Origin of the sequence: Sporosarcina sp. P25 (assembly GCF_002743235.1) — a bacterium.
Taxonomy (GTDB): Bacteria; Bacillota; Bacilli; order Bacillales_A; family Planococcaceae; genus Sporosarcina; species Sporosarcina ureae_B.
Genome location: NZ_PDYV01000030.1, coordinates 1 through 20,135, shown reverse-complemented (window position 1 = coordinate 20,135; position 20,135 = coordinate 1). Strand labels below are relative to the sequence as shown.

Annotated in this window: 18 protein-coding genes, 1 tRNA gene, 1 other RNA gene and 1 other annotated feature; of the genes, 4 read left to right on the top strand and 16 right to left on the bottom strand. The window is 41.9% G+C overall.

The annotated features are described in order from the left end of the window. Positions 1–355: 355 nt before the first annotated feature. The 6 genes from CSV70_RS15755 to ffs form a co-directional block, all read right to left on the bottom strand. Positions 356–619, bottom strand: coding sequence for a pro-sigmaK processing inhibitor BofA family protein (locus CSV70_RS15755; protein WP_232319133.1), 264 nt, complete (start codon positions 617–619; stop codon positions 356–358). Between the two features lie 88 nt (positions 620–707). Next, on the bottom strand, positions 708–1,304 hold the full coding sequence (recR, locus tag CSV70_RS15750) for a recombination mediator RecR (protein WP_085132288.1): 597 nt from the start codon (positions 1,302–1,304) through the stop codon (positions 708–710). 11 nt (positions 1,305–1,315) lie between these two features. Further along, entirely contained in the window at positions 1,316–1,636 is a 321-nt protein-coding gene (locus CSV70_RS15745) for a YbaB/EbfC family nucleoid-associated protein (protein ID WP_029055208.1), read from the bottom strand. 21 nt (positions 1,637–1,657) lie between these two features. Continuing rightward, on the bottom strand, positions 1,658–3,403 hold the full coding sequence (gene dnaX, locus CSV70_RS15740; RefSeq protein WP_085132287.1) for a DNA polymerase III subunit gamma/tau: 1,746 nt from the start codon (positions 3,401–3,403) through the stop codon (positions 1,658–1,660). A gap of 86 nt (positions 3,404–3,489) precedes the next feature. Continuing rightward, a complete protein-coding gene (locus CSV70_RS15735; protein ID WP_198166119.1) occupies positions 3,490–3,942 on the bottom strand; it encodes an S-ribosylhomocysteine lyase in 453 nt (150 codons plus the stop codon). 124 nt (positions 3,943–4,066) lie between these two features. Then, positions 4,067–4,333: signal recognition particle sRNA large type (gene ffs, locus CSV70_RS15730), an RNA gene on the bottom strand. A gap of 382 nt (positions 4,334–4,715) precedes the next feature. Here ffs and CSV70_RS15725 point away from each other — a divergent pair. Further along, positions 4,716–4,808 (top strand) — tRNA-Ser (locus tag CSV70_RS15725). 188 nt (positions 4,809–4,996) lie between these two features. On the opposite strand, the gene thrB is transcribed toward CSV70_RS15725, so the two are convergent. The 3 genes from thrB to CSV70_RS15710 are packed head-to-tail and all read right to left on the bottom strand — an operon-like array spanning position 4,997 to position 8,250. Beyond that, complete coding sequence (gene thrB, locus CSV70_RS15720; RefSeq protein WP_099629538.1) at positions 4,997–5,893, bottom strand: homoserine kinase; 897 nt, start codon at positions 5,891–5,893, stop codon at positions 4,997–4,999. Beyond that, on the bottom strand, positions 5,893–6,951 hold the full coding sequence (gene thrC, locus CSV70_RS15715; protein ID WP_085132284.1) for a threonine synthase: 1,059 nt from the start codon (positions 6,949–6,951) through the stop codon (positions 5,893–5,895). The genes thrB and thrC overlap by 1 nt, the downstream gene beginning before the upstream one ends. A gap of 6 nt (positions 6,952–6,957) precedes the next feature. Continuing rightward, entirely contained in the window at positions 6,958–8,250 is a 1,293-nt protein-coding gene (locus CSV70_RS15710; RefSeq protein ID WP_085132283.1) for a homoserine dehydrogenase, read from the bottom strand. 154 nt (positions 8,251–8,404) lie between these two features. On the opposite strand from CSV70_RS15710, the gene CSV70_RS15705 reads away from it, so the two are divergent. Continuing rightward, positions 8,405–9,769, top strand: coding sequence for an aspartate kinase (locus tag CSV70_RS15705; RefSeq protein WP_099629537.1), 1,365 nt, complete (start codon positions 8,405–8,407; stop codon positions 9,767–9,769). 15 nt (positions 9,770–9,784) lie between these two features. Here CSV70_RS15705 and CSV70_RS15700 read toward each other — a convergent pair whose 3' ends face one another. Together CSV70_RS15700 and CSV70_RS15695 are read right to left on the bottom strand one after the other, a co-directional pair. Further along, a complete protein-coding gene (locus tag CSV70_RS15700) occupies positions 9,785–10,441 on the bottom strand; it encodes a deoxynucleoside kinase (protein ID WP_099629536.1) in 657 nt (218 codons plus the stop codon). Next, positions 10,428–11,075: a deoxynucleoside kinase gene (locus CSV70_RS15695; RefSeq protein WP_099629535.1), complete on the bottom strand. Its 648-nt coding sequence runs from the start codon at positions 11,073–11,075 to the stop codon at positions 10,428–10,430. Before CSV70_RS15695 ends, CSV70_RS15700 begins: the two co-directional genes overlap by 14 nt. A 173-nt stretch (positions 11,076–11,248) precedes the next feature. Between CSV70_RS15695 and tadA the strand changes: the two genes are divergently transcribed. Beyond that, positions 11,249–11,749 carry a tRNA adenosine(34) deaminase TadA gene (gene tadA / locus CSV70_RS15690; RefSeq protein ID WP_099629534.1) on the top strand — a complete coding sequence of 167 codons (501 nt, stop codon included), beginning with the start codon at positions 11,249–11,251 and terminating at the stop codon, positions 11,747–11,749. A 100-nt stretch (positions 11,750–11,849) separates the two neighbouring features. On the opposite strand, the gene serS is transcribed toward tadA, so the two are convergent. Both serS and pdxS read right to left on the bottom strand, forming a co-directional pair. Then, positions 11,850–13,133, bottom strand: coding sequence for a serine--tRNA ligase (gene serS, locus CSV70_RS15685; protein WP_099628032.1), 1,284 nt, complete (start codon positions 13,131–13,133; stop codon positions 11,850–11,852). A 68-nt stretch (positions 13,134–13,201) separates the two neighbouring features. Next, positions 13,202–13,409: a binding site (T-box leader), on the bottom strand. A gap of 304 nt (positions 13,410–13,713) precedes the next feature. Continuing rightward, a complete protein-coding gene (gene pdxS / locus CSV70_RS15680; protein WP_085132277.1) occupies positions 13,714–14,559 on the bottom strand; it encodes a pyridoxal 5'-phosphate synthase lyase subunit PdxS in 846 nt (281 codons plus the stop codon). Positions 14,560–14,659: 100 nt separating this feature from the next. Between pdxS and pdxR the strand changes: the two genes are divergently transcribed. After that, entirely contained in the window at positions 14,660–16,075 is a 1,416-nt protein-coding gene (gene pdxR, locus CSV70_RS15675) for a MocR-like pyridoxine biosynthesis transcription factor PdxR (protein ID WP_099629533.1), read from the top strand. Between the two features lie 19 nt (positions 16,076–16,094). Here pdxR and CSV70_RS15670 read toward each other — a convergent pair whose 3' ends face one another. The 3 genes from CSV70_RS15670 to CSV70_RS15660 all read right to left on the bottom strand — a co-directional run bounded on the left by CSV70_RS15670 (position 16,095) and on the right by CSV70_RS15660 (position 19,684). Continuing rightward, positions 16,095–17,450, bottom strand: coding sequence for a D-alanyl-D-alanine carboxypeptidase family protein (locus tag CSV70_RS15670; RefSeq protein WP_085132275.1), 1,356 nt, complete (start codon positions 17,448–17,450; stop codon positions 16,095–16,097). A 179-nt stretch (positions 17,451–17,629) separates the two neighbouring features. Then, entirely contained in the window at positions 17,630–19,096 is a 1,467-nt protein-coding gene (gene guaB / locus CSV70_RS15665) for an IMP dehydrogenase (protein WP_085132274.1), read from the bottom strand. A gap of 105 nt (positions 19,097–19,201) precedes the next feature. After that, on the bottom strand, positions 19,202–19,684 hold the full coding sequence (locus CSV70_RS15660; protein ID WP_099629532.1) for a glutathione peroxidase: 483 nt from the start codon (positions 19,682–19,684) through the stop codon (positions 19,202–19,204). Positions 19,685–20,135: the final 451 nt, after the last annotated feature.

Sequence of the window (20,135 nt, the reverse complement as noted above, 5' to 3'; positions counted from 1 at the left end):
ATGTATTAGGCATGCCGCCAGCGTTCGTCCTGAGCCAGGATCAAACTCTCCATAAGAGAAATTCGATTAGCTCGAGTTTCATTTGCTGGCATCAATTAAGATACTCATTTTGTTTGTGTCATCGTTAGATGCACAAACTGTATTTCGTTAACGTTTTGCTGTTCAGTTTTCAAGGTTCATTCGGTCGGTCTCTCGTAAGAGGCAACTTTCTAATATTAACATCTCATCATTTCGTTGTCAACACTTTTTCTTAAAAAGTTTTTCTTGTTAAGTTTGATGTTTTCGCAACTGCTTGATGCGACGCTTATAAATATACCACCGCATTTGTGGGAATGCAAGCTTTTTCACCATTCTTTTAAAAAAGAATGGCGAAACCGCATAGCGCCGCGAATCCCGGCACCCCTAGTATAGCTAAGATCATGCCAGATGCAATGTTTACAGGTACGTAGATTCCAATAAATCCACCAGCGATATTCATTAAGAAAAGAATAAAGAACGCAAAAGCTAATCTAAACCAGAATACCGATAAGCGCTCCATGTTTTTTTCAAGAGTGGTCCGACTCATACTTAAAAGCAATAATGCAACGGCTCCTAATATAGCTATGACTAAAATCCTCACAGAAAACGCCCTTTCTATCTCATAGATACTTATCTATATGCGCCTCTGCAGAGGATTAGTCTAGTCGTTCCCTACCTTTTAATTCTTTTTATAATTCTCGACGACCTTCCAATGCTCTAGACAATGTAACTTCATCCGCATATTCTAGATCTCCACCGACAGGTAAGCCATGAGCGATACGCGTTGTCGTGATTCCGGATGGTTTAACCAGCCTCGAAATATACATGGCCGTTGCTTCTCCTTCTATAGTAGGGTTCGTCGCAAGAATCAATTCCTGCACTTCGTCCTCTTGAAGTCTAGTTAGTAATGATGGAACATTGATATCTTCCGGCCCGATTCCGTCCATCGGTGATATTGCACCTTGTAATACATGGTACAAACCACGATAGTCACGCATTTTCTCCATGGCAATCACGTCTTTCGGATCTTGCACGACACATATTGTCGAGCGATCACGTGATTGATCCTGACAGATGTAGCACGGATCGATATCAGTAATATGGCCACAAACTGAACAAAACTGAAGATTACGTTTCGCATCCACTAACGCTTTAGCAAAATCTAGCACAGTATCTTCTTTCATACTTAATACAAAAAACGCCAGACGACCCGCAGTTTTGGGGCCAATGCCTGGCAATTTCATAAAGCTATCCATTAATTTAGATATAGGTTCAGGATAATGCATTATACAACCTCCTAGAACATCCCGGGCAAGTTCATTCCTTTTGTAAATTGGCCCATTGTGGAGTTCGTAATTTCTTCCGCTTTTGCAATAGCATCATTTGTAGCTATGACAATCAAGTCTTGTAAGATTTCTACGTCTTCTGGATCTACCGCTTCTGGATCAATGATTACTTCAAGTACTTCTTTATGGCCTGAGACGATTACTTTTACCATCCCACCACCTGCTGTACCTTCCATTCGCTCATTTCCTAAGTTCTCCTGTGCCTCTGCCATCTTCTTTTGCATCTTCTGCATCTGCTTCATCATACCTTGCATATTCCCTGCTCCACGCATAAATAATTCCTCCTTAGTAAATTACTCTTCTATTGTAATAAAATCTTTTCCAAACATTTTCTCAGCTTCAGTTACGAGTGGGTCTGCGTCTTCAATTGTTGCTTCTTCTATAAACGCCGACGTTTGTTGTTCATCTACTGACTGTTGAGGGTTTTCCTTACTTTTTTGACTAGCCAATCCACTTTTTTGAATGAAATCAGCACGAACTTGCAACCAGCTTTCTTCCGCTACATAGATTACTTCATAACCTTTGCCTGTCAGCCGCAGTAACGCATCCGATAAGCCTGCTTGTAATGTAGCATTTTCAGAAGCCATCAAGCAATGAATTTCATATTTAAATTTTAGCACAAATGCCGTCTCAGATGCTGCTACAGGCTCCGTCTCTTCCAACAAAGCAGCGTGCGAACGTTGCATACTTTGCATCATACCTGCCCATTGCTCACGAATCACTTGAATATCGGACTTTGTTGCCGCTTTTAAAACCTCTATAATTTTACCCGTTGGTACTTTGGCAGACCTAGAAGCAGTTGAGGCAGCTCTTTTTGCAGGTGCTTGTGGTTCGGTGGCTTGTTGCACAGCCCCTGCTGCTACTTGTTGCTGAAGTTGTCTAACGGTCTGTTCTAGCATTGCAAACTTCTGGGCCATTTCAGGATCGGCTACGGAAGTAGATACTTGTCGTTGCTCTCCAGAATGAATCATTTTCAATAAAGCGGATTCGATATAGACCTTCCCGTGATTAGAAAAACGCATTTCTTGTTGTGTTTTTGAGAGGATATCGATGTACCGGTATAATTCATCCGAATGAAACTCTTGGGCAAGCTCTTGAAATCTTTCACCATCTGAAATCAACTCCAGAAGATTTGTCAATTCGGGCGCGGTGCCAAGCAGTAAAATATCGCGGAAAAATGTAATCATGTCTTCGGCAAGTCTACCTACATCTTTACCTTCAGCAATCAGTTTATGCAATAAAGACAATGCGGATCCCGCGTCTTTCGCTTGAATTGATTGTGCAAGTTGATAAAATATTTCTTCACCAATTGCTCCAGTCACAAGCAACGCATCACTTGTTGTCAACTTGTCTCCGCTAAACGACACGGCTTGGTCAAGCATACTAAGTGCATCCCGCATTCCACCTGTCGCAGCTTGTGCGATTGCGCGCAATGCTCCGGTCTCCGCAGTAACTCCAATATCTCCAATAACCTTCTCCATTCGCTCAATGATTTCAGGTGACGTAATAGGTTTGAAATCAAATCGCTGACATCTAGAAATGATAGTGAGCGGCAACTTATGAGGTTCCGTAGTCGCCAGAATAAATACGACGTGGGCTGGAGGTTCTTCCAGTGTCTTCAACAATGCATTAAAAGCTGAATTGGACAGCATATGCACTTCATCAATAATATAGACTTTAAATCGTGCGTTGGAAGGTGCCACATGCACACGTTCAATAATGTCACGAATTTCTTCTACGCGCGAATTGGAAGCCGCATCAAATTCAGTTACATCCGTGTTCGATCCTTCTGTAATGCTTTTGCACGTCTCGCATTCATTGCATGGTTCTGTTGCTGGTCCGTTTTCACAGTTAAGTGCTTTTGCAAATATCTTCGCCGCACTCGTCTTTCCCGTTCCACGAGGTCCTGAGAATAGATACGCATGTGTCGTCTTCTGATGGAGAAGGGTATTTTGCAGAGTTTGCTTGATCGCCTGCTGACCTGACATTTCACCAAAAGCCTGCGGTCTGTAAGCGCGGTATAGTGCTTGGTAAATCAACTGCTTTTCCCCCTTTTTCTCCGATTGCATAATACTTTTATCATAACATGAAACACGAATTTTTCACCGTATATCGCTTTAAAATATTACGCAAATACTTCCGTCCATTCGTCTTTCTTATCAAGCATTGTGCGTGCAATTTCTTTTGCCCCTTCTAGGCTATGACTTGCTGCCCAGCCACACTGTATTTCGTTACATGCTGGTACTTCCGTCGCCAACAGTACGTCATTTAATGTATTCTCTACTATAGAAAGAATATCGTTATAGTCATCATGATTGATGACGGCTAGATAATAACCTGTCTGACAGCCCATTGGACTGATATCGACGATTTGATCCGAGTGGTTACGGCTGAATTCTGCCATCATATGTTCTAGTGAATGAAGGGCGGGCATATCCATGTGATCTGTATTTGGCTGACAAAAGCGGATATCATATTTCAAGATCTTATCGCCATTCTTTCCTTCAGTAGTTCCCGCTAATCGAATATAAGGTGCTTTCACTTTCGTATGATCCAAATTAAAACTTTCAACGTTCATTTTTTTCTCAGACAATGTAAATCGCTCCCTTCCAGTTATGTGTACTACTTTGAAGTATACACTACTTTAGGGACATAAAAAACTCGTCCATAATGAAATGGACGAGTGAATTATTGAATTAATGCCGTGCACCTATCTTCGACTGCCGCACATAAGCGTTACTCTTGTCGTTGGCTCGGTCTAGGCTACCCCGCGGCACATGAGAGAGTCCACTTAATGCTGCTTCCTTCCGGACCTGACATGATTCATGGGTTCCCATTGCGCAGGACCCAGACGTCAACACTACGTGCAAGAGGCAGACCCTACATGCGGACAGCCTCAGAAAAGGAATTCAGTCTTGCTAGAGCGGATTGCAAGTTACAGGGCACCGCTAATTCCCCACCTAGCACGGCATTTATTATTATACCCATAGTTAATTATGATTGCAACGGTAAACCTTGTAATCTTCAGAATGTGTTTCAATATCCTACTGTATAAACGACGAAAAACCTTTTGTCCGAATATATTAGATAGTGTACTAATTGAATTCTAATGGAGGGATTACCATGGATCAAACTAAACGTTATGCGCTCATTGTGTTGTCTACCGCCTGCTTAGCTTATTGGTAATTATTTTCTCACAATCGGATATCAACTTCATGTATGGTGTGTTAATGCAGTTCGTTGCCTTAATGAGTTTTATTATTGGCACTTCATTTATTGCTATGAGAAAAAAGGAAAAAATAATGGTTGACGTTTTAAAAAAGACGTGATAAGATATTATTTGTCTGATACGGAGGAATACCCAAGCCCGGCTGAAGGGATCGGTCTTGAAAACCGACAGGGGTGTTAAAGCCCGCGGGGGTTCGAATCCCTCTTCCTCCGCCATATTTTTGACAGCATACGTTACTCGATGTAACGTTTTTTTATTGCTTAAAAATAATAACTTAATTACAAACCACCGAACTGCGGTCTAGGCAGATACGGTCGACTGGTATACAATTATAAATTCCTGAAAAGAATACATCCATTATGAAAAAACAGCGCCAGAGACTGAATCAGTCCTGACGCTGTTTTTATTTTGTAATGTATGCGCCTGCCTCTGCGGGTTGCAGTGCAAGTGCTTGATAATGGGGAAAGCTTTGTTCTAATGATGCCGCCACTTGTTGCTCTGTTCCTGGTGGTACAGCTACGAAAAGAGACGGGCCCGCTCCACTGATTGTCATACCGTACGCGCCTGCTTCCTTACAAGCTAAACGTATTTCATCAAAGTTAGGGAATCCAACTTTTCGATAGGGCTCATGATATTGATCTCGTTCCATCATACGGCCTGCCGTCACCCAATCCGATTGCGCAATAGCGGCTGTCATCACACTGCCCGCTGCACTTCCGCGTACTGCAACTTTATGCGTCAGTCGCTCAGGTAGCAACCCACGCGAAGCTTCTGTCTTTAAAGCAACCGGTGGCACTAATATGACAATACCAATTGGAGGTGCAGGGAATGTGAGCACTTCCATCTCATCTTCGGCGAAGTACGATACTGTCATCCCTCCAATCAATGCAGCGCTAACGTTATCGGCATGTCCTTCCAGTTCGCTGCCGATTCGCAACTTATCTTTTGGAGACAGTTGCAAGTCCGCTAGTTCACTTGCGATTTCAATACCTGCGGCAATTGCCGTAGCACTACTACCTAAACCTTTTCCTAAAGGAATGTCTGAACGTACTACTAACTTTTGCGATGCAATGACTCGATCATACCGCGTTGCTACATGCTGAATAGTCTGCACGATTAAATTTGTTTCATCCGTTGGCAATGCAGCATACTCTTTATCTTGATACAAAACATACCACGCGTTGGCCGGTGTAACTTCTATCGTCATGTTAAGTGAGAGGGCAAGACCTAAATGATCGAAGCCGGGTCCGAGATTAGCCGTTGTGGCTGGTACGGTCACTGAAAAACCGGCTTCTGTCATTAGTTTGTCCCCTCTTTCAATTCTTTTAAGAAGTTATCGAACTGTTCATTTGTCATCATAGGCTTATGTGCATTAACATTGATTGCTGTTTCAGGATCCTTCAATCCATTACCTGTTAGGATTCCAACTATCGTTGTTCCTTTTTCAATCAATCCCGCATCTAGTCGTTTCTTGATACCCGCAATTGTTGCACAAGATGCTGGCTCTGCAAAGATCCCGTCTGTTGCAGCTAGTAATTGGTAAGCTTCCAGGATTTCCTCATCAGTAGCGGATAAAATGTCGCCACCAGATTCTTCAAGTGCTTGCGTTGCCAAATGCCAACTTGCAGGGTTTCCGATACGGATTGCTGTTGCTACCGTTTCGGGCTCTTCGAATACACGGTCATATACGATTGGCGCTGCACCGTCTGCTTGAACTCCTAGTAACTTCGGTGTAGCCGTACCTTTTTTCTCTGCGTATTCTTTGAAACCTTTCCATGCCGCGGAAATGTTACCCGCGTTTCCAACAGGCAAAGCGAAGATATCCGGTACACTACCGAGCTGTTCAATTGTTTCAAATGCTACGGTCTTCTGGCCTTCAAGTCGATAAGGGTTCACAGAGTTCACCAACGCAATTTTCCCTTCGCCTAGTTCACGTACCATACGGAGTGCTTCGTCAAAGTTTCCTTCAATAGCGACGATTTCGGCACCATACATTTTCGCCTGCGCCAGCTTGCCTAATGCAATACGACCTTCAGGAATAACGACAATTGTACGCATACCTGCACGTGCACCATATGCTGCAGCTGCAGCAGATGTGTTACCCGTTGAAGCACAGATCAACGCTGTTTTCCCTTCTTCTTTCGCTTTTGCAACTGCCATTACCATTCCGCGGTCTTTAAATGAACCTGTTGGATTCGTTCCTTCTGTTTTCACATACAGATTGATTCCCCATTGTTTTGATAAGTTCTCGAGATGGATTAACGGTGTATTTCCTTCTTGCAATGTCAATGAAGGAGTATTCTCTGTCACCGGCAACCATTCTTTATATTCTTCAATCAATCCATTCCATCTTCTCATAATTCCTTATTCTCCTTCCACACGGTAATGACTAGAAATGTCAATGACCGCAGGTGTATCTTTTAAGTCTGTTAAAATATCTAAATGTTGTTGACGGGAAATTTTATGTGTAATGAAGATTAAATCCGCGCCTTCACCGTGCATATCTGAATCTTGAACGACTGTCGCTAGACTCGCTTTATGGTGACTATAAATAGATGTCAATTCCGTCAACACGCCTACTTCGTCACGTACCGTTATACGGTGGAAATAGCGAGCATACTTCTGATTATCCGTTTTTACTTTGCGTTCAAATTGCGGTGAATGCATTCTCTTACCATTCACGCCGAGCAAAATATTTCGGCAAGCCGCCACTACGTCACCTGTTACGGAAGTCGCTGTAGGTAATGAACCAGCTCCAGGTCCATAGAACATTGTCTCCCCTACTGAATCACTGTACACATACACTGCGTTGAATTCATTATTGACAGTAGCAAGTGGATGAGAGTTATGAACAAATACTGGCTCAACAGCTACTTCAATTCCTTCTTCATCTTTTTTGGCAGAACCCGTCATTTTAATTGTGTAACCGAATTGCTCTGCAAGCTGAAGATCACCGTCTGCAATTTCCTTCATGCCACGGACAAATACATCATCAAGATGCACTTCTGTGGAAAAGGATAGTGACGCGAGAATAACCATCTTACGCGCTGCATCAATACCATCTACATCAGCTGAAGGATCAGCTTCCGCAAAGCCCAGTTCCGTAGCTTCCGCCAACGCGTCTTCATAAGTCTTATTTTCATGCTTCATCTTTGTTAAAATGAAGTTAGTCGTTCCATTAACGATTCCTGTTAATGCGGTAATGCGGTCGGACGCTAATCCATCTTCTAATGTACGGATTAATGGAATACCGCCACCCACACTCGCTTCATATAATAAGTCGCATTTATTTTCATCCGCTAATTTTAATAATTCAGGTCCCGACTCTGCCATGACATCCTTGTTTGCAGTGACAACACCCTTACCCGCTTCAAGTGAACGTCGAATTGCTTCAGACGAACCTCCTGTCACTTCAATAATTAAATCAATTTCAGGGTCGTTTAACACTTCTTCAAGTGATGTAGTGAACATTTCTTTAGGTATCACGCCATTGCGTTTTTTATCCAAGTTTTTAACAAGGACTTTTTTGATAGACACAGGAACGCCAAGTTTATGTCGCAGGTCATCTTGATGATTATGCAAGATCGTTGCAACGCCGCTTCCCACTACTCCATAACCTAGCAAACCAATATTAATTTCTTTTTTTTCATTTTTCATTTGACGATTCTCCTAACTATATGTACACTATGAAAAAACAATCGTTCTTCGTATAAGGACAATTATAGAGAATTCTGCCTTTAATAACAACCTGTTTTCACGAATCTTCTAAAAATAGATAGATAATCTCAAAAAAGATAGGATCTGGTACCCAATGAAAGTTTGTAAATTTGGCGGAACATCCGTCGCATCCGCGGAACAAATTCGGAAAGTGGTCGACATTGTTGTATCCGACCCATCGAGAAAGATTGTCGTAGTTTCTGCGCCAGGTAAACGGTTTTCTTCTGACATTAAGGTAACTGATTTGCTTATTGATTTGGCAAACGCCTCACTTGCTGGTGAAGACACTCTAGATTCGCTGCAAATGGTTGTGGACCGTTACAAAGAAATTGCAGAAGGACTTGGCTTAGATGAAGAAATTGCACAAGTAATTGAGCAAGATGTTATTAGACGCCTGAATAAAGATCAATCTGATGAAATTCTATACGTAGACAGTTTGAAAGCCGCTGGGGAAGACAATAATGCAAAAATGATTGCGGCTTACTTCCGGCATATCGGTGTCGAAGCAGAGTATGTAAACCCCCGTGACGGTGGATTACTTGTTAACCATCGTCCAGAACGTGTACGCGCTCTCCCAGAAGGGAATGAAAAGCTCTGTAAACTACGTGATAAAGAAGGTATCATTGTATTTCCAGGCTTCTTCGGCTACACAGAAGACGGAACATTGCGTACGTTTAACCGTGGTGGCTCAGATATTACAGGCGCCCTGCTAGCGGCAGCAACGAATGCAGAACTTTATGAAAACTTCACCGATGTAGATTCAGTTTTCTCAGCAAATCCAACAGTTATTGAAAATCCACGTGCGATCGATGCTATGACATACCGAGAAATGCGTGAGCTTGCATATGCAGGGTTTTCTGTGTTTCACGAGGAAGCTTTAGTGCCTGCATTTCGGCACAAGATTCCTGTTTGCATTAAGAACACCAACAATCCAAGTGCGCCCGGCACAATGATTGTTCGGGACCGTGACCATAGCCTTCAATCTGTTGTCGGAATCGCTGCTGATAAAGGGTTTTCTACACTCTTCGTTGCTAAGTACTTGATGAACCTAGAAATTGGTTTTGGACGTCACTTGCTACAAATCTTGGAAGAAGAAGAAATTCCATTTGAACATACACCGTCAGGTATTGATAACTTGTCTGTTATTATTCGCGATGAGCATTTAACACCCGAAATGGAAGCACGTATCGTTAAGCGCATAGGACAAGAGTTATGTCCTGATGATGTACATTTCCAACGTGGTTATTCCATGGTAGTACTGGTGGGCGAAGGCATGCGCCATGCAAGAGGATTGGCAGCACGCGCGGCATCTGCTATAGCTCGTACAGGTGCAAATATCGAAATGATCAACCAAGGTTCTTCAGAGGTCAGTTTAGTATTCGGTATTCAAGAAAAAGATGAAAACATTGTCCTTCGAGAGTTATATCAGGAGTTTTTTTCAGAAGTTCCTGTTCATTAATGTAAACGACACGCCTTATATAAGGGGTGTCGTTTCTTTCATTTTTTCAGCTATTTTCCTGATAATCAACTCAATATCCTCGTCATTTCCTATCAAATCATATTCTTCGATGTTCAGCCGAATGACTGGGCATGCAGTAAAAGAATCAATCCACTGTTCATAGCGACGATACATTTCTTCCCAATAACTTCTTGGTGTTTGCGTCTCCATATCCCTGCCACGCTCTTCAATACGTTCAAGAATGACAGGTAGTGGTCCTTCCAAGTAAATAAGCGCATTCGGATGTGGGAAATATGGTGTCATTACCATTGCTTCATATAGATGCATATATGTTTCAAAGTCGACCGCTTCCATAGTTCCTTCATCAGCGTGCATTTGAGCAAAGATCCCTACGTCTTCATAAATGGAACGATCTTGTACAAAACCGCCACCGCTTTCAAAGATATGCTTTTGCTCTTTAAAACGTTCTGCCAAAAAGAAGATTTGCAAATGAAAACTCCAACGCTCAAAGTCTTCGTAAAATCTCTCTAAATATGGATTTTCCGCTACGTTTTCCAAGGACTCTTGAAATCCGAGTCTTTTGGCAATCGCGTGTGCCATTGTTGACTTCCCTACTCCCACCATTCCCGCTACCGCAAATACACTATTTTTCGGTATATTAGGTAACTTCATTTAGCTTCCTACCTTTCTCTACTGCTTCATAAACTTTGCTTAGTATTGTATCCATGTCTTCTTTATTACGCACGTAGTCTACTACATCCCCATTTATATGGATAACTTGGACATCGGAAAACGTTGCTTCAAACTCTGGCAAATAGGTACGATAATCTTCCGAAAGCTGCAGTAAATAATCAGAATCCATATCTGCTTCATACGATCGACCACGCTTGTCTATTCGGTCGAGTAATGTTGGAATAGATGCCGACAATGAAATAACGACATTCGGCATAGGTAGATCTTTCGTCAAAATATGATAAATATCTTTATATTTTACAAAGTCTTTTGACTCTAATGTACGTTGCGCAAATAGCATATTTTTAAATACATGATAATCAGCCACCACGGGTAATCCTTGTGAAATATATTCTTTATTAATTTTCTTCAATTGTTCATATCGATTACACAGGAAAAACATTTCCGTTTGGAAACTCCATTTTTCTTTGTCTTGATAAAATTGATCGAGAAAAGGATTTTCTCCACTAATCTCTCTTAATTGATTATATGAAAAGGTCTCGGCAATCGCTGCCGTGAGTGTAGTCTTCCCTACACCAATCGGACCTTCTACCGCAATAAACGGGACAAACATTTACCATTCACCCTTTCAATTCGTTACCTTTCCATTTTATCATAGACGACCATATGCAATGTGACTTATATTAAGTCGTTTATTGTTTTCTTGTTGTCTGTTTCACGTGGAACATTTCACTAATTGATTTTGGTGTTACGCATGATAGACTGTTGATAAGGAGGGATGAATTGATGAAAGATGATGAATACTACATGAGACTGGCAATAGCAGAAGCAGAAAAAGCTGCCTCTCTAGCTGAAGTGCCAATTGGTGCGGTCATTGTACATAATGAACAAGTAATTGCTGCAGCATATAATCTTCGTGAAACCACACAAAATGCTGTCACTCACGCAGAACTATCCGCCATCCAAATAGCTTGTGAGAAGATAGGTAGTTGGCGTTTAGAAGACACTATACTATACGTCACACTCGAACCTTGCCCTATGTGTGCAGGAGCCATACTACAATCTCGTATTCCACGAGTCGTCTACGGAGCACGCGACCCAAAAGGTGGCTGCGTCCATACCTTCTACAATCTACTTAACGACTCCCGATTTAATCATGAATGCATCGTAACAGAGGGTGTCCTCGGTAAAGAGTGCGGACAACTTCTCACCACCTTCTTTCGATCCCTAAGAGAAAAAAGAAAAGCTGCAAAAAAAGAAGCCCAACGCCTAGAGTCAAACTCCTAAGTGTAGGGCTTCATTCTTTTGTATTTCACTAATAAGCTTTTGATTTTGAAAAAGCATACTTGTAGATTATGTGGAGCACAAGTCAATAGTGTGTTTCTACTTACTGAGGTGCTTCTATCTTTTCTTTCCCACCCATGTACGGTCGAAGCACATCTGGAATCACGACAGAGCCATCTTCCTGCTGATAATTCTCCAGAATTGCTGCTACTGTACGACCAACAGCCAAACCACTACCGTTCAATGTATGAACATATTCAGGCTTCGCACCCGGCTCACGACGGAAACGGATATGTGCTCGACGCGCCTGGAAATCCTCAAAGTTAGAACAAGAAGAAATTTCTCGATAGACATTTTGTGTAGGAATCCATACTTCCAAATCGTACTTCTTGGCAGCTGTGAAACCTAAATCTGCTGTGCACATCTTGAGAGCACGATACGGTAATTTCAACAACTGCAATACCTTTTCCGCATGGCCAGTCAATTTTTCCAACTCATCATATGAATCTTCCGGTTTCACAAAGCGAACCAACTCCACTTTATTGAACTGGTGCTGGCGAATTAATCCACGTGTATCACGACCTGCAGATCCTGCTTCAGAACGGAAATTTGTACTGTATGCTGTGAACGCAATCGGCAACTTAGACCCTTCCAAGATTTCATCGCGATAGAAATTGGTAACGGGAACTTCAGATGTCGGGATCAAGAAGTAGTCCTCTTCTTCAATCAAGAACGCATCTTCTTCAAACTTCGGCAGTTGTCCTGTTCCAGTCAAGCTTGTACGGTTTACTAAATATGGTGGCAGCATTTCCTCGTAGCCATGTTCTTCTTGATGAAGATCCAGCATGAAGTTGATCAGTGCACGTTCAAGTCGTGCACCGAGTCCGCGATAAAACACAAAACGACTACCTGTCACTTTTGCTGCTCGTTCAAAATCAAGTAGTTGAAGATCCGTTCCAATTTCCCAGTGTGGTTTAGGTTCGAAGTTAAACGTTGGTAACTCTCCCCACGTACGGACTTCTACATTGTCATCTTCACTATCCCCTACTGGCACACTATCATGTGGAATGTTCGGAATACGCATAAGCACATAATTCAATTCCTCTTCAACTGTAGCAAGCTCTTGATCATACGCTTTGATTTCCTCGCCGACCTTTTTCATCTTTGCGATGACTTCATCTGCATCTTCTTTATTGCGCTTCATTTGTGCTACTTGTTGTGATACTTCATTACGCTCAGCTTTTAGTACTTCTACTTTAGATAAGATTTCGCGACGTTTCTCATCAAGACCACCAAACTTTTCAAAGTCGGTTAAATCTTCTCCGCGTTTACTGAGCTTGGCTTTTACTTCTTCAAAATTTGCACGCAATAGTTTACTGTCTAGCACGCCATCCGCCTCCTTGTATTTACATCACTGATAATAAAAGACAATAAAAAAAGCCCTCCATCCCCTAAAATAGGGACGAGAACTACCCGCGTTGCCACCCAAATTGGCTGATTGCTCAGCCCACTTGTTTGAGATATCGGCTCAACTGACCGGCAAAACCTACTGATTCGGCTTTGCTACTCCAGGACGGATTCACAACGGTTTTTACTAGCTTTCACCATCCGCTAGCTCTCTAAAAAAAACACTGTCGCTACTGCTTCCTATCATCGTAATGATGTGAAATTAAATATACCATACTACAATTTCTGATTATTGACAAGAGACATGGTACATTTTCGCATGGGAAACACCGACAACCTAAAAATATAGTAGCTCTTTACAATCACTTTGGCACAGACGCAAAGCTACTTCATGTAATTTGTGGAAAGCTAATGCGGGACCACTGTAGCCATGAGATAACTCATGCAATTTGGAGTTAACCCATGGCTGGACGTAATCCTCCAGTTCCCGTGTGGTTCTAAGATTTAACTTGCTCTAACATCAATACCCTAATAAAGTGAAGAACCAATCCAATCAAAAGTTACGAACTGCGTATCGCCATTAATTCACTCTCTGCAAGCTTCGAAATTTCCAAACCTTTCATCGGCGTGCCAATTCCTTGTGATAGCTTGGCGATCAACTCGTAATCCTGGTAATTCGCAGTAGCCTCTACAATAGCACGTGCAAATGCTTCCGGATTATCTGATTTGAAAATACCTGAACCAACAAAGACTCCGTCCGCTCCAAGTTCCATCATTAATGCTGCGTCAGCAGGCGTTGCAACACCACCAGCAGAATAGTTCACAACCGGTAAGCGACCAGCTTCTTTAATAGCAAGTAGTATTTCATACGGAGCACCAAGATTACGGGCTTCTGTCATTAACTCGTCTTTGCTCATATGTACTACTTTACTGACTTGAGCATTAATCATTCGCAAGTGACGCACTGCTTCTACGATATTCCCTGTTCCTGGCTCTCCTTTTGTACGGAGCATTTTGGCCCCTTCACCTAAGCGACGCGCAGCTTCACCAAGGTTTCTCGCTCCACAAACAAATGGTACGCTGAAATCGCTTTTCAATAAGTGAAACTCGTCGTCCGCAGGTGTTAGTACTTCACTTTCATCTATGAAGTCCACCCCTAATGCTTCCAATACACGTGCTTCTGAAATATGACCAATACGTGCTTTTGCCATGACAGGAATGGATACTGCCTTTTGCACTTCTTCTACAATTCGTGGGTCTGCCATTCGTGCAACGCCACCTGCTGCACGAATATCAGAAGGTACTCGCTCCAGTGCCATTACCGCAATTGCCCCCGCTGCTTCCGCCACCTTTGCTTGCTCCGCATTGATTACATCCATAATAACGCCACCATAATTAAAATTCATTTTACTTCCTCCTTTTTGTTATTTTCAGTATAATTGAAATTGACCATATGAAAATAGCCAGTTACGTACTAAACAACATGGTCAGACTAGAGGGTTCATAATGGATATGATTTTTATCGAGCTTCAAAAAAATTCGGATACTCCGCTTTATCAACAAATATATAATCAAATTAAACAAGACATGATCGATGGCAAATTTCCCGTTGGCATGAAACTCCCCTCCAAACGTCAACTCGAGGAGTTTCTTGGCGTCAGCCAAACAACTATTGAAATGGCTTATGATCAGCTGATGGCGGAAGGTTTTATCGCAGCGGAACCACGAAAAGGTTATTTCGTACAAGCAATAGAGGAACTCGCCTATGTACAGCCTGTAAAATCAGAGACTCCATCTGAGGTTCCCGTAACCAAACCTGTGGATTATGACTTTTCACCAAGTTTCATTGATACAGAAAACTTTCCATTCATTATTTGGAGAAAATACGCGCGAGATATTATGGATACATCACATGCCCACTTATTGTTACTCGGAGATCCACACGGCGATATTGAGTTGCGTCAAGAAATTGCACGCTATTTGTACCATTCACGTGGAGTAGACTGTACACCTGAACAAATCATTGTTGGTTCAGGTACAGAGCAGCTTTTACCTTTAATTATTCGGATACTAGGAGAACAAGCTCGCTATGCAATTGAAGATCCAGGCTATCTGATGACGAAACACGTCTTTTCCGAAAACTACAGAATGACGATTCCTATCGCAGTTGATCATGAAGGACTTGACGTAAAGGCCTTACAACGCTCTGATGCTTCTATAGCCTACGTTACCCCTTCCCACCAGTTCCCAACCGGTACAGTACTGTCTGCAGCTCGTAGAATCGCTCTTTTGAACTGGGCTGCGTCAAATCCCGAGTTTTTCATAATTGAAGATGACTATGACAGTGAATTCCGTTATCGTGGACGTCCTATACCTTCCTTGCAAGGGATGGATAAAGGAGAAAATGTCATCTATTTAAGTACGTTTACCAAATCACTTATGCCATCTATGCGGATTGCCTACATGGTGTTACCACCAAGGCTATTGGATACGTACCGGCAGGCTTTCATTCCCTACTCTTCTTCTGTACCACGGATAGATCAACATATTTTGGCACGTTTCATGGCAGATGGACAATTCTCGCGCCACCTGAACCGCATGCGTAAAATCTATCGTCGAAAAATGCACACGTTGACGAATTTATTGAAATCGTATGAACCTAGCATTTCATTCTCGGGCGATGAAGCAGGTATGCATGTCTTGCTTCACATTCATACGACCAGAACTGAAAAGGAGCTAATCAGTGAAGCTCTTCAATCAGGAATAAAGGTTCGTGGTCTAGACACTTATAAGGTAATGCCTGATCAATCCCCCCCTTCATTCCTGATCGGCTTTGGTGGGCTAACTGAAAATGATATCAAACTGGCAATCCCGAAGTTGCTTGACGTGTGGAACATAAAAAAGACAGCGATACCTAAGTAGGTACGCTGTCTTTTGATAGTTAATTAAATAAGCCTTTTACGAAACCAGTAGAACTATTCCACGCACTAGAGAAGAAATTACCGATTGCTCCCACAGTTAACGAGAACCAACCAGCTTTCCTCACTTCTTCCATCGTGACTACTTCCGTATCAACTATTTTCCCATCAATAAAACCAAGATCTGATCCATCTTTTTTTACTAGCTTTACATGACCAACAACCGTACCTTTTTTAATCGGTGCTTGGACTTGTCCGTTTTTCACCAATTTTTCATCTAATATGAGTTCAGCTGTATAGTCTTGATCTTCACCATTACGAACTAACATACTAATAGGTTTCTTTGTAGCAATCGCTACTTTTTTTTCTTTCCCCTTAATAACATCTAGTGTTTTCTGCTTCTTGAACTGATGTCCTGCTTTAAGTAGCTCTATTTCACTAAACTCTTTGAAGCCATAGTCAAATAATTCACGAGTAGCATCAAAACGTGCTTCATACGATCCAACGCCTTTATCATCCACTGCATTCATTACGACAGCAATAACACGTCGTCCATCATGTACGGCAGTCCCAGTGAAACAATGTCCTGCAAATTCCGTAGTCCCTGTTTTCAAACCATCGATTCCTTCATATTCATACACTAGCCCAGGTAACATGAAGTTCCAGTTCACCATATCAATTGCATCATCCGTACCTTCACGGAATGTCTTTTTTGCAATTTTGGTCGTATCTAGTACTTCGGGATATTCCTTCAATAAATGATAGGCTAGTTTGGCAACAGAACGAGCTGGCATAACGTTTTCATCTTTCTCACCAAACGCACTTGGGTGCATACCTTGTAAATCACTATTGTTCAGCCCTGTAGAATTGACAAATTTATAATCTGTCAATCCAAGTTCTTCAGCTTTTTCATTCATTAAATTGACAAATTCCTCTTCTGATCCTGCAATTGACTCCGCAATCGCAATAGTCGCCGCATTTGCTGAATAAATGGCTACAGCTTCATAAAGCTCACGAATTGTATAGGATCCATCACGACGAAGTGGTACATTACTTAAACGACGATCTTGCGAAACTTTATACGTATACTCTGTTACCTTGTATTCCTGATCCCATGTAATCGTTCCATCCTCAAGAGCTTCAAACATCAAGTACTCCGTCATCATTTTCGTCATACTCGCAATACCGAGTGGCTTATCCGCGTTCTCTTGATATAATACCTTTCCACTATCTGCATCTATCAAAATAGCTCCGTTTACACGGATGTCCAGTGAAGATTCACTTTCCTCTGCTGCTACAGATCCTTGCATACCAAACGTCATCAACAACATCATTGGTACCATTAAAACTGCCAACCATCTTTGTGTTACTTTTTTCACTCATCTTACCTCCGTAGTCACAATATCAAAAATCAGTGTACCATATTCCCAGCAAGTCAGATATGCTTATGGCAAAAAAAACGCATATTCCCGTATGGAAATCACTACATTTTATTATTCGCCATATAAAAACAAAAAAGGACAGGAGAAAATTCCTCGCTGTCCCTTAGTATAGTAGATTAACGTACCGAATAGTTCGGTGCTTCTTTTGTAATTTGTACTTGGTGTGGATGACTTTCCAATAAACCAGCACCGGTCATACGAATAAATTGTGCATTTTCACGATGCGCTTCCAGATCCTTCGAACCGCAGTATCCCATACCTGCTCGAATACCTCCTATAAGCTGATGAATTGTATCAGACAAAGGCCCTTTATATGGCATACGACCTTCAATGCCTTCAGGTACCAGTTTCTTTTCATCTTCTTGGAAGTAACGATCTTTTGAACCTTTTTCCATTGCTGCAACAGAACCCATTCCACGGTATACTTTAAAACGACGTCCCTGGAAGATCTCAGACTCTCCTGGGCTCTCCGTAGTACCTGCAAGCAGGCTTCCAAGCATAACCGCATGTCCACCTGCAGCCAATGCTTTGACAATATCGCCAGAGTACTTAATTCCGCCATCAGCAATAATTGTCTTGCCATATTTACGCGCTACTGTTGCACATTCATAGATAGCAGTAATCTGTGGTACACCAACACCTGCAACTACACGTGTAGTACAAATAGAGCCAGGGCCAATACCAACCTTCACTACATCAGCGCCTGCTTCGTACAATGCTTCTGCTGCTTCTGCTGTGGCCACGTTTCCTGCAACAATCGCAAGGTCCGGATAATTTCTACGAATGTCTTTCACGGTGTCAATAACACCTTTAGAGTGTCCGTGTGCCGTATCAATGACTATTAGGTCAACTTCCGCCTGTACAAGCTTCTCAATGCGTGTAGAAGTGTCTACGGTGACTCCAACGGCTGCACCCACGAGTAAGCGCCCAGCCTTATCTTTTGCTGCATTAGGGAACTCAATAACTTTCTCGATATCTTTGATTGTAATTAACCCGTTAAGAATACCTTTATCGTCTACGATCGGGAGCTTTTCAATTTTATATTGCTGTAGCATTTTTTCAGCGTCTTCAAGTGTCGTTCCTACAGGAGCCGTCACCAAGTTTTCTTTCGTCATGACTTCATCAATGATAATGGAATAATCCTGAATGAATCTCAGGTCACGGTTCGTCAAAATACCAACCAGTTTCTTCTCTTCCATGTTGTTAACAATTGGAACACCTGAGATACGATATTTACCCATTAAATGCTCTGCATCAAATACTTGATGTTCCGGTGTAAGGAAGAACGGATTTTTAATAACTCCATTCTCAGAACGTTTAACCGTAACAACTTGCTCGGCTTGTTCTTCGATACTCATGTTTTTATGAATAACGCCGATTCCGCCCTGACGAGCCATAGATATCGCCATTTTGGATTCTGTTACTGTATCCATACCAGCACTGATAATGGGTATATTCAACTTAATGCTATCTGTTAAGTTCACAGACAGCGAAACAGCTTTTGGCAATACTTCAGATGCAGCTGGCACCAATAATACATCATCGAACGTCAGACCTTCACGAGAAAACTTTGATTCCCACATTAACTTTCTGCCTCCTAAAATTACTATTGTCTATTCAGATTATTAAAAGGTTATCAGCGTCAATGAGACGTGTCAAGACAGAAGTTTATAAACTGACTATTACATTTATTTGTTGAATATTTTATTTAGTGACTTTTGCATCTTTAAGGGATTTGTCTGTGGTGCAAAACGATCGACTACTTGTCCGTTTGAATCAATTAAGAACTTCGTGAAGTTCCATTTGATACCTTCCGTTAATACACCCTTTTGCTGTTCAGCAAGATACGTAAATAAAGGTTCTGCTTCATCACCTTTCACATCTACCTTGGCAAACATAGGGAATGTCACACCATAATTCATTTGGCAGAAATTCATCGTCTCATCAATATCATCAAATTCTTGGTTATTGAAGTTATCCGATGGGAAGCCTAATATAATCAGCCCTTGATCTTTATATTCTTCATACAGTTGTTGCAGTTCTTTAAATTGTTTTGTGAAGCCGCATTTACTGGCGGTATTGACAATGACCATTGGATTTCCTTCAAATTCTTTTAGAGACTTCTTTTCTCCGTCTGTAGTTTTCACAGTAAAGTCGTAAACTGTTGTCATGCAGTATCGCCTCTTTTCTTTTAGTATATTTTACCTGACTATTGAACGAATACCTAGTATCTTGTTTACTAATAAGATTTTTAGAGTATTAAGGAGAATAATGTAGAGGGTAGTTTTAGGAACGCTTGGCGTGAGTCTTTGAGCGGATAACCGTGGGGATTGAGCGCTTTAGCTGATTGATAGAGCGGATAAACAAGACAATAGAGCGCATGGGCAAACGAATAGAGCGAATAAGTAAGGCGATAGAGCGGTCAACCCATTTCATAGAGCGGTTATGCTGGACGATAGCGCGCTTTCTCTAATTCACTGAGTGAACGACCAATATCCACGAGATTACTCAACTTGGGATTCAGTTCATTTCCATAATAAAACACAAAAAAGCCACTCCCCAAAGGGAATGGCTTCGCATGCCTAGCAACGTCCTACTCTCACAGGGGGAAACCCCCAACTA